The following is a 10858-nucleotide window of genomic DNA, read 5'->3' as shown; positions in this document are numbered from 1 at the left end:
AATATGGGATTATAACTAATAACTTATCTGCGGTCATGCTTCGCCCTCTTCAAAAGTAAGATGCACCCGGGCGACTTCTACCTGGAATGAAGACGATTGGAGTAATGAATTGTCTGATTTTAATTTCTTCATACAAGGGTTCCGACTTTCAACCAATTCTTTTTGGTAACTTTGAAATAGTTTTGATTGTTGAGTTTTGAAATTGGAATTGGATTTTTGGAAATAAATTGGGCGGGCGGTTTTCAATCTTCACAATTTACAATAAATTATATATTTTTGTTGAGACTCCTTACCGCGCTCCGCAATTACAGGTTAAAACAGTGAAGTATAGATAAAATCCCACGGTAATTACCTTTTGTCAATAACCTTAGGAGAATATTATGTCATCTCAAGCTCCATTGCGCAAGGCAGGGCGATCGCCCAAAGCCGGGATTAAACTGATCCAGAAAACTGGCGGAAACCTCGTTTTAGCTTCCGGCGCCACTCTTATCATGCTATTTGGTATGGTGTTAGTGTTGTCCTTGGCGACAGTTTTGATTATCAACAGTCCCGATCCCGTCGCCGGATTGGCGATCGCACTTCCGATAACTCTGATTTTTAACATCGCGGCTTTTTTCCTATCGCCTTACTTGATGGACTTAACCCAAAATTGGCTCTACCAAACTCGCTGGGTTTCCCTAGCAGAAATTGAAAGCCTGAGTCCCGAAACAGCGAAAGTTATTCAGAAGGTTTGCAAACAGAAAAAACTGACTCAGCCGCGTTTAGGAATTATCGACGACCAAAACCCTACTGCTTTTACCTACGGTTCCTTTCCTAACAGCGCTCGCTTAGTCGTCAGTCAAGGTCTTTTCACCTATTTAGACGACGATGAAATTGCCACAGTTTACGCGCACGAACTAGGTCACATCGTCCATTGGGACTTTGCAGTCATGACTTTAGCTTCAACTTTAGTGCAGATTACTTACTTACTTTACACTACAGCTCAAAGGCTCGGTCGGAGCGGTGGCGAAAAAGCTAAAGATGCGGCAGGTACTGTGGCTGCTGTTGCTTATGTATTTTACATTGCAGGCACTTATTTGTTGCTGTATTTGTCGCGGACTCGGGAATATTTTGCCGACCATTTTGCCGCCGAAACTACCGGAAACCCCAACGCTTTATCGCGCGCTTTAGTAAAGATTGCTTACGGTATTTTGGAAGAAGGACAAAGAGCAACAGAACCCAGCCGCTTGTTAGAAGGAACTCGCGCTTTAGGCATTTACGATGCCAAAGCTGCCACTTCTACCGGCACTGCTTACCGGATTTCTTCGGAACCCGAAAAAATCGGGCGAGTGTTTCTGTGGGATATGTTTAATCCGTGGGGTTGGTGGATGGAGTTGAATTCGACTCACCCGCTGACTGGTAAGCGAGTTCGCGCTTTGAGTACCTACGCCGAACAATTAGGCTTGGATATTGAGTTTGACATGGGTCGGATTGTGGGCGAAGGCCGCAATCTGAGCAAGCGGAAATTGTACGGAAATTTCTTTTTCGATTTGCTGCTGTACAGTGCGGAAACTCTGGGGTTGGCGGTGGGTTTTGCGGTCGGCATTTCCCTCTCGGCTGGGAATCCGATGATGATGGTTGCTTGTGCTTTAATCGGTTTGGGCGTGGGAATTTTAATCAAAGCTTTGGTGATGTTCCCGAATTACGCACAAGCAGAAGAGTTGGATGTTTTAAGCTTAATGTCTGACCCTTATGCTAGTCCTTTACGCGGTCAACCTGCGAAACTACAAGGTGAATTAATTGGTCGCGGTGATGCGGGTTATGCGTTTGGTTCCGATTTGAAATTGCAAGACAGAACGGGAATGATGTATTTACATTATGCTTCTCGTTTTGGGCCGATTGGTAATTTTTTGTTTGGAATGAAACGGGTTAAAAGTTTGATTGGTATGGATGTTAGCGCTTTGGGTTGGTTCCGCCGGGGTGTGGCGCCTTGGATGGATTTGATTCAGCTTGAAAGCGATAGCGGTACCACGGTTAGCAGCTATCACCGTTTCTGGTCTTTTGTGATGGGGATTGGTGCGATCGCGATCGGGATTGCATTTCTATTTCTGTAATTTCCAGCTTGACATATGAAAGGACTCGCATTCCTTACTACAAACCAGGATCGAGCGTGAGGACTTCAGTCCTCCCAAACAGGATCGAGCGTGAGGACTTCAGTCCTCCCAAACAGCAACAAATTGCTTGATTCCCGTCAGCGATACCACCTTAAAATTGTGTGTGGCTGGGACAAGGATTTAAAATCTGGCACAATTACAAAGTAAAGCGGTATTGGATGAATCTGCAAGCCAATATGTGTGTAGGGGCGAAGCATGACCGCACTAAATATGAGATTATAACTAATAACTTATCTACGGTCATGCTTCTTCCGGCTTCAAAACCCAGATGCACCCAGCGGTATTTGGAGGCGGATTTCATATACAGTATTGGTTTGTAGTAGCTCTCAACAGCACAGCGCTGCTGCGAACTTTTATTTAAGGCATTGTTTCACTGTAATGTTCATAGCCCGCTTGCACAAGTTTCTGACGGCGACTGTAGATGAAAAATCCCGATCGCGCGCCATATTTTGGTTGATGCTGAGCTTGACATTTGCCGCAGTTTATGGTTTTTTAGGAATTGCTCAAGCCTTCAGCGCCGAGTATGTGGTGCAAGACGATGCGAGACAGCACGTTTTCTGGATGATGCGGTTTGTCGATCGACAATTGTTCCCCAACGATTTCATTGCTAACTATTTTCAATCAATCGCCCCCGCCGGATACAGCACGCTCTACAAAATAGCTGCAACCATCGGGATTCACCCGCTATTGTTGCACAAAATATTGCCGCTATTTCTGAGCTTAATCTCGACTTATTACTGTTTTGGGCTTTGCTTGGAAATGCTGCCAGTGCCGATGACTGGATTTATCGCATCTTTGCTACTAAATCAGCATATGTGGATGACAGATGATTTGGCTTCCACAACGCCCAGAGCTTTTATCTATCCGATATTTCTCGGTTTTTTATATTATTTGTCGCGAAGTTCGTTGCTGCCCTGTTTGGGCGCAGTCGCCCTAATTGGATTATTCTACCCTCCTTACGCCTTGGTGGCTGCTGGCGTGTTAGTTTTGCGGCTGGTAGCCTGGAAAAACGGCCGTTTGCGCTTGTCGGGCGATCGCACAAATTACCTATTTTGCAGTACAGGTTTAGGAGTAATCTTTTTAATAATGCTGCCCTATGCCTTAGATAAATCGGAATTTGGCCCGGCTTATACCGCAGCAGAAGCTAAGCAAATGCCAGTATTTGCAGCCAACGGCAGAAATGCTTTTTTTCGTCCAAATCCAAAGGATTATTGGCTGACTGGTAGGGGTAGCGGGATGTTTCCCAAGTCGCTGTTTACGCCTGTAACTAACTGTGTCGGGCTGTTTTTGCCCCCGCTGTTGCTGTGGGGGCGATCGGCTTTTCCGCTAGCCAGTCGGATTAATAGCAAAATTTGGCTGTTGCTTCAGCTATTTTTAGCATCCTTGGCGATGTTTTTTGCCGCTCATGCTACCATTTTTAAGCTGTACCAGCCTGGACGCTATACTGCGTACAGCTTGCGCTTTATTGTTGTGTTGATGGGCGCGATCGCCCTGACATTAATTATCGATGGTGTCGGCAACTGGGCATCAACAACCGCGACAAAATTTCATTTAAAAAATCTAGTTGCACTAATTACCACAGCGACAATCGCGATCGCAGTAGTGCTTTATCCATGCTGGGTTGAAGACTTTCCCTCAGTCGGGTATGTAGAAGGTAAAATGCCCGCTTTGTACAAATTTTTTCAGCAACAACCTCAAGATATTGTGATTGCTTCCATCGCGCCAGAATCGGACAATTTGCCAACGTTTAGCCAGCGTTCGGTTTTGGTAGCAAAGGAATATGCAGTGCCTTATCAAAAAGGTTACTACAGCAGATTTTTACAGCGGATTAACGATTTAATTCGCGCTCAATATACGCCCGATCGCACTGTATTGCAAAACTTCATTAACAGCTATGGAATTGATTTTTGGATGATCGATCGCAATGCCTTGACTCTTCAGTATGTAGAAGATTACGGCTGGATCGATGACTTCGATGCGACACCGGAGGCGATGCTTGCTCTCAAACAAGGGAAAATTCCCGCCTTAGCTCCCGCAATCACAAGTTGTGCTGTTTTTCAAAATGAAATTGTAGTTGTTTTGGATGCGTCTTGTATTGTGAAAATTGCTGGTAATTGAGTTTGTAGTGTGCGGATGCCGCACCGCTTGATTTTGTAGGGTGTGTCGCCATTAAGAATTCCTAACTAAAATCGACAATCGAGCGAGCGACGCACCTATGATTAGTTGACAATATTCGCCGATTAATTCGTAGGGTGTGTCGCCATAAAAAATGCCTAACTAAAATCGACAATCGAGCGAGCGACGCACAACACAGTTTAAGGTGCAGTGAGATTTTATGTAATTAATTGGATACAACTACTTATTGCAGGGTGTGTCGCTTTGAGAATTTTTGCCACTATTTGAGAATATTGATGGCGACATACCGTAGAGTTTAAGGTGCGTCGCTATGGGATTTGTCGGCACTATTTGAAAATCTTGATGGCGACGCACCATACAGTTTAAGTAAGTAATCGGACTATTGAGTAGGGGCAATCCCCTCTGTGGTTGTTACTCCTGATGGGTGACGTTGCGAATATCCTGCAACTAAATCATCTTTAAAATTAAAAGCAAATATACATCCGGGGCCAGGTTGGTAGAGAATGAAAAGTGCACAAAAGCTCGCCCGAGCGAAGCTATCCTGTTCCCCGTAGGGGTTCGGTGAAGGGTAGGGAATCGCCAATTATCTTTTTTACAACAACATGGCAACACTTTACGTTAACTCAGCAACAGGCAGCGATGCAGCAGCCGGCACCCAATCGGCTCCTTTCAAAACGATCGCCCGCGCTATCAACTCCGCTGCATCCGGAACAGTTATTCAGCTAGCCGCGGGAACTTACAGCGCAGAGGGCGGCGAAAAATTTCCTTTAGAAATTCCCTCAGCAGTCAAAGTTATCGGTAGCGAAGCTAACAAAGGAAGCGGCACTCTGATTCAAGGAAGTGGCAAATTTGTCAGTCCCACCGCTGCAAGTCAAAATATCACTATACTGCTAGCAACCGATGCCGAATTGCGGGGAGTAACTGTCACTAATCTTGATAGTCGCGGCACCGGAGTCTGGATTGAGTCAACTTCTCCGACTGTGGCTAACTGCACTTTCACGCTTTGCAAGCGCGAAGGTATTTTTGCCACAGGAAATGCCAATCCGGCGATTCTGGATAACATATTTATCCAAAACTCTGCCGCTGGGGTAATTATGGCGGGGAGTGCTAAGGGCGTAATCCGGCGCAATCTTTTTCAAAATACCGGTTTCGGCATTTCTCTACAAGCTCAATCGGCTCCTTTGATTGTTGACAACCAAATTGTCGCCAATCGCTCCGGTATTGTTTTAACAGGCAACTCTAAGCCAGTTGTGCGGAAGAATCGCATTGAAAAAAATACCGAAGATGGTTTGACTGCGGTGGAAAAATCGCTGCCCGATCTTGGTACGGCTCAAGATTTGGGAGGAAATATATTTGCCAATAACGGCGAATTTGATTTGCAAAATGCTACTGCAACTAAGATTTTTGCGCTGGGAAATACTCTCAATTCTTCGCGGGTAAAAGGTTTATTTGAGTTGGGAAATGTGACGCCAACTCCGACTCCAACTCCGACTCCAACTCCAACTCCAACTCCGACTCCTGGCGTAAAGTTTAGCGACACCAGCACGCACTGGGCTAAGGATTTTATCTCGCGCCTCGCTCAGATGAATATTGTTAACGGGTTTCCCGACGGCACTTTTAAACCCGATCGCAGTTTAACTAGGGCTGAGTATGCGGCTTTGCTGGCGAGGGCGTTTGAGTTGGCGCCGCGCCGCGAGGCGACGGTTTTTAAGGATGTAGCTGCGGATTTTTGGGCCCAAAGTGCGATCGTCAAAGCAAATCGAGCTGGCTTCGTGGTGGGATATCCTGACAGCACGTTTCGCCCGGAACAGAATTTGACTAAGGCTCAGGCGATCGTATCATTGGTAAACGGCTTGCAATTGGCGGGCGGCAATCCCAATTCTTTGAGCGTTTATGCCGATCGGGCTTTGATCCCCAGTTTTGCCACCGACTCCATCGCCACCGCCACAGAGCGCAAAATCGTCGTCAACTATCCCGCCCGCGACAAGCTTTCCCCCGCCCGCGATATCACCCGCGGCGAGATATCCGCCCTCGTCTACCAAAGTTTGGTAGCCACAAACCGAGCACAAGCCATTAACTCTCCCTACATCGTCTAAACGAATTTCCAGAGGGGGAGCAGAGCTGACGAGTTGCGATCGGCCGTTGAAAGATACAATTTAAATCCCCAACAGCTTACCAATAACCAACTCGTCTCCCCTTCCCCTTCTGTGGCTCCCCCTCTGGGGCCTATCTCTTTAGTAAGTCTCGACTTCCGAGTACCCGAATCGTTTTATGATTAAATATTAAGAAATTCAGCAATCTTTAAGGTTCGACTGTCAAATTATGGCTAAAATTCAGTTCTCCCGGGGGATGGACGAAGATTCTATACCCGAAGTGCGCCTAACCCGTTCTAAAAGCGGAGCTCAGGGCACTGCGACGTTTTTGTTTGAAAATCCCAAAGCTCTCAGCAGCACCAGTACCCAAGACATTACTGGAATGTATATGATCGACGATGAAGGCGAACTCCTGACTCGCGAGGTCAAGGCTAAGTTCGTCAACGGTCAGCCTGCGGGTTTGGAAGCTCTTTATCTGATGAGAAGTGCCGAAGAATGGGAGCGTTTTATGCGTTTCATGGAACGCTACTCGCAAGCCAACGGCTTAGGATTCAACAAGGCATAATAGATAATTGGTAATTGGTAATTAATAATTGGTAATTGGTAATTGGTAAGAAAGCCGATCGCCAATTGCCAATTGCTGATTGCTTACGACAAGAAACTATGACGCAAATTCCTCACCCCGATTTATCTAAAATAACCGTAAATTGCGCTATCATTACTGTTAGCGACACGCGCTCGCCCGAAACAGACAATAGCGGCTTGTTAACCAAGAAGCTGCTCAAAGATGCCGGTCACTCTGTGGTAGCTTACACTGTTGTTAAAGATGATGCGGCAAAAATTGTATCACAAATGCAGGCGTTTTCCCAGCGCGAAGATGTGGATGCAATCATTTTTAACGGCGGGACGGGTATTTCTCCCCGAGATACTACTTACGATGTGATGGAGAGTTTGCTCGATAGGATTTTACCCGGATTCGGGGAGATATTTCGGTTTCTGAGCTATCAAGAAATTGGTTCGAGGGCGATCGCATCTCGTGCAGTTGCAGGCGTATATAAAGGCAAGTTAGTCTTCTCTCTTCCAGGCTCTAGCAATGGCGTAAGACTAGCTGTAGAAAAGCTAATTTTACCGGAATTAATTCACTTGGTGCAGCAGTTGCGGGGCGGCTGAGGGCAGCAGTTATATCAATTCCGGTTGTGCTCAGGAGAAATGATTGTTAACTGTTAACTGTTAACTGTTGACTGTTAACTGTTTGGACGACATTTGAACAATACTGATCCAACCGGAATTGATATTATGGGGGATCGACCGTCTTGCACTCAGTGAATTAGGACTTACGCTCAAAAACCCGGGATCTCGCCAACCGTCGATCGATCGCAGCTAAATTTCAGGGTGCCTGCGGTCGATCGACTTCCCAGTATGTCAAAATACACTAGAAATATTGTGTATCGCCAATTTTTGCAATGACGTTGCCTACCGGATCTCGTTCTCCCGCTTTGTTCCAAACGCTTTCGCTGGTAGCTGACCCGATCGCCTTTTTCGATCGCAACTCTGCCAAATACGGCGATACATTTACCGCCCGCGTGTTGGGGCCCGCTTCGCCCCCCATCGTGTTTCTGGGCAATCCAGAAGCCATTCAGGCGGTGTTTACTACCTTCGCGGATGCCTTTGAATTCGGCAAAGTCACCAACGTATTTCGCCCGCTGGTAGGAAATGAATCCCTAATTATGAACGAAGGGCCGCGACACCTGCGACAGCGGCAGCTATTAATGCCGGCGCTACATCGCGAACAGTTGCACAGTCAAGGGCATTTGATCGTTGATTTGACGCGAAAGCAAACACAGGATTGGAAAGCCCCAAAGGCGATCGCCGTGCGTCAAGAAATGTCGGAAATTTCGTTGCAAGTAATCCTGCAAGTTGTCTTCGGATTGGTGCCTGGAGAGCGCTACGAACGGCTTAAACACTTGTTGGGCAAACTTTTAGAAGCAATTACCTCTGAGCTGTACTCAATCCAATTTTTCTTTGCGCCGTTGCAGCAAAATTTCGGATCTTGGAGTCCGTGGGGGCAGTTTTTGGAGCAAATGGCGCAGATTGACTCGCTAATTTATGCAGAAATTGCCGAGAGGCGATCGCATTCCTTGGATGCTTCTCGCACCGATATTTTGTCAGTATTGATGGCGGCGCGGGACGAAGCAGGTGAATCAATTGGCGATCGAGAATTGCGCGATCAGTTGATGACACTATTGTTGTTGGGACACGAAACCACTGGATCTGCATTGACTTGGGCATTTTACTGGCTGCATCAGCATCCCGAATGTCTGGCTTCTTTGCGCGCCGAATTAGATGAATTGGGCGAAAATCCCGATCCGATCGCCCTGTCGCAGTCGCCGTATTTAACCGCAGTTTGCAAAGAAGCGCTGCGCGTTTATCCGATTGCGTTAATTTCGCAGCCGCGCAAGGTAAAAAGGACGATCGAACTCGAAGGCTATACCTATGAACCGGGAACGATTTTAATCCCCTGCGTGTATTTAGCGCACCGCCGCCCTGAAACCTACGAAAATCCGGCCGTGTTTAATCCCGATCGCTTTTTAAATCGCAAGTTTTCCGCCGCGGAATTTTTACCGTTTGGGGGCGGGAGTCGAAGCTGCATCGGGATGGCGCTGTCGATGTTTGAGATGAAGCTGGTGTTAGCAACCGTGTTGTCAGGGCGGGAGTTTGTCTCGAATATCGATCGACCAATTCGTCCAGCCCGCCGGGGAATCACCTTTGTACCGCCGGAGCGGTTCCGATTAACCGTTTTGGGCGATCGGTTATCTTCTAATATCAAGTCCTCCGTAAAAACCACAATTAAATAAGTTTGTAGTGAGGACTTCATTCCGCATCAAAGAGAGGACTGAAGTCCTGACTACAAACCTGAGAATGACATCAAGCAATAAAAATTCCAGCAACTTTGTCTTGATTCATCGTCATCTGTGCCACAAATTCATCTCCACCATCTGCAAAACTCAGCTTCCACAAATAAATCTGAGAATCACCTTGTTTTAAATCGCCAAAATAAGTAATTGAATATCCGTTTTGCAGGCGCGAACCAAGCTGATCGCTAACATCTTCAAACATTTCTTGTGTAATCGCCGCTTTGTAACCAGCATCGCCTACAGTGGTAAAAAGCTGGTAATTTTTCGATGCCGTAGAATCCAAAATCGTCTGCAAACAATCGATGACGTGTTGAGAAGGAGCTGTCGGGTTCATCAAGATATCCTTAATTTACGATTTTTTCAGAATCTTCACCTAAGACCGCTGTCTGACGGTTAATTTTACCAGATTGGCGATCGCATCCCATAAAGTAGAGACACAGCACTGCCATGTCCTACCTGAGCATTTACATCGCCTCAGCAACAATAGTCCGGTGTCGGAGAGTATTGCGAGTAATTGTCGGCGCCCCAAAACCCGCATCAACCAAAGCCTGCTCAATATCCAACCCAAAATACTGATCCAAATAAGGCTCCGTACTCTTGAGCAAAGTCAAAATATAAGGAGGCATTTTGGCATAAACTTCAGACTGAGGATTCATATCCATAATTGCCAAATGTCCGCCAGCGCGCAGCAAGCGCCTCGCTTCCCGGAATACTTCTTTAGAAGCTTTCTGCGGCAATTCGTGACAAACTAAACAAATAGAAACTAAATCAAAACTAGCCGCAGGTAAACCAGTAGATTCAGCAGCAGCGTGTACCCAAGTCGGAGATTTTTGATTAGACAATTCTGCTGCTCGCTGTTGGGAACGGTATTGAGCAACCGACAAAAAATAAGGCGACAAATCCACCCCAGTCATCTTTGCTTCCGGGTAAACATCGCCAAGCGCAAAGGTACTCATCCCCACACTGCATCCCAAATCCACAATATCTTGCGGTATTTTAGAAATTTGAGCTTTGACAATTTCGTGATAGCTAGCGCGGAGTTTAGCATCGCCTTCTGCACCAGCTTCCGGCCAAATTCCCGCATGAACCGCACGGGCTGCAACTTCAACTTCTGTCGCAGCTTCCCAACTCATATTACCTTTTTCGTAAGCGTGGAATGAAGTTAGATAATATTTTGGATAAACAAGATCGGGATTTTCTAGGCTGAGCAATTCTGCATCCCAATTTCGGGACAAAAGTGCTTGCGCTTCTTCTCGCCAATGCACTCCGATTTTTTCGGCTCTGTTTATCATCATTTCCCGCGCTTGGTGCTTGGCTAGAGCGGCCAAAGGTTTGATGGAGAGTACGCCATTTACTAAACGCGATGCTAATCCCGGAGTTTTATTAACTGCAACAGTCATATTTTATTGTTTTCGATTTAGCGCCATCAATTTTAACACGTATCGCTCATTTTGAGTGAGATTGAGATAATCAAACTTTACAAGGTTCGTAGGGGTGCATCTCATCTTGGCAAGGGCGAAGCATTTCGGTACATAATTTATGAGTGAGAATCAGAGATTTA

Annotated in this window: 8 protein-coding genes; 6 read left to right on the top strand and 2 right to left on the bottom strand. The window is 46.3% G+C overall.

Translation table 11 applies throughout. From position 1 onward, the window contains the following. Nucleotides 1-380: 380 nt before the first annotated feature. The 6 genes from QT974_RS23210 to QT974_RS23185 all read left to right on the top strand — a co-directional run bounded on the left by QT974_RS23210 (nt 381) and on the right by QT974_RS23185 (nt 9237). Nucleotides 381-2093, top strand: a complete 1713-nt coding sequence (locus QT974_RS23210) for a zinc metalloprotease HtpX (RefSeq protein WP_333470779.1) — start codon at nt 381-383, stop codon at nt 2091-2093. Between the two features lie 438 nt (nt 2094-2531). After that, nucleotides 2532-4271, top strand: coding sequence for a hypothetical protein (locus QT974_RS23205; RefSeq protein ID WP_333470778.1), 1740 nt, complete (start codon nt 2532-2534; stop codon nt 4269-4271). A gap of 620 nt (nt 4272-4891) precedes the next feature. Continuing rightward, on the top strand, nt 4892-6385 hold the full coding sequence (locus QT974_RS23200) for a DUF1565 domain-containing protein (RefSeq protein WP_333470777.1): 1494 nt from the start codon (nt 4892-4894) through the stop codon (nt 6383-6385). 226 nt (nt 6386-6611) lie between these two features. After that, nucleotides 6612-6947, top strand: a complete 336-nt coding sequence (gene psb28 / locus QT974_RS23195; RefSeq protein ID WP_333470776.1) for a photosystem II reaction center protein Psb28 — start codon at nt 6612-6614, stop codon at nt 6945-6947. 98 nt (nt 6948-7045) lie between these two features. Next, complete coding sequence (locus tag QT974_RS23190; protein WP_333470780.1) at nt 7046-7552, top strand: MogA/MoaB family molybdenum cofactor biosynthesis protein; 507 nt, start codon at nt 7046-7048, stop codon at nt 7550-7552. Nucleotides 7553-7845: 293 nt separating this feature from the next. Next, a complete protein-coding gene (locus QT974_RS23185) occupies nt 7846-9237 on the top strand; it encodes a cytochrome P450 (RefSeq protein ID WP_333470775.1) in 1392 nt (463 codons plus the stop codon). Between the two features lie 70 nt (nt 9238-9307). Here the strand turns inward: QT974_RS23185 and QT974_RS23180 are convergent, their stop codons facing one another. After that, a complete protein-coding gene (locus tag QT974_RS23180; RefSeq protein WP_333470774.1) occupies nt 9308-9631 on the bottom strand; it encodes a hypothetical protein in 324 nt (107 codons plus the stop codon). A 130-nt stretch (nt 9632-9761) separates the two neighbouring features. Continuing rightward, complete coding sequence (locus QT974_RS23175; protein WP_333470773.1) at nt 9762-10697, bottom strand: class I SAM-dependent methyltransferase; 936 nt, start codon at nt 10695-10697, stop codon at nt 9762-9764. Between the last annotated feature and the right edge of the window lie 161 nt (nt 10698-10858).

This window comes from Microcoleus sp. BM001215392 (assembly GCF_036700185.1).
Taxonomy (GTDB): domain Bacteria; phylum Cyanobacteriota; class Cyanobacteriia; order Cyanobacteriales; family Microcoleaceae; genus Microcoleus.
Note: the sequence above shows the minus strand (reverse complement) of the source record. Positions and strands in the feature narration are given on the sequence as shown.